At 67.6% G+C, this 247-nt stretch carries 1 protein-coding gene; it reads left to right on the top strand.

The annotated features are described in order from the left end of the window. Window positions 1-247 (top strand): KR domain-containing protein (locus IO30_RS41155; RefSeq protein WP_157853405.1); only part of this gene is annotated, 247 nt, incomplete at both ends.

Here is a 247-nt window from a genome sequence, read left to right as displayed (position 1 = left end):
CGGGTGCTGGCGCCGAAGTTGGATGCGGCGGTGCATCTGCATGAGTTGACGGCGGGTATGGAGCTGTCGGCGTTCGTGTTGTTCTCGTCGGTTGCGGCGTTGGTCGGTGGTCCGGGTCAGGGCAACTATGCCGCGGCGAATGCGTTCCTGGATGCGTTGGCTGCGTCCCGTCGGGCGGAGGGTCTGGCGGGGAGTTCGCTGGCCTGGGGTCTGTGGGCGACGGCTGGTGGTATGGCGGGTGAGCTCG

It is taken from the genome of Streptomyces xanthophaeus (assembly GCF_000725805.1).
Taxonomy (GTDB): domain Bacteria; phylum Actinomycetota; class Actinomycetes; order Streptomycetales; family Streptomycetaceae; genus Streptomyces; species Streptomyces xanthophaeus.
Note: the sequence above shows the minus strand (reverse complement) of the source record. Positions and strands in the feature narration are given on the sequence as shown.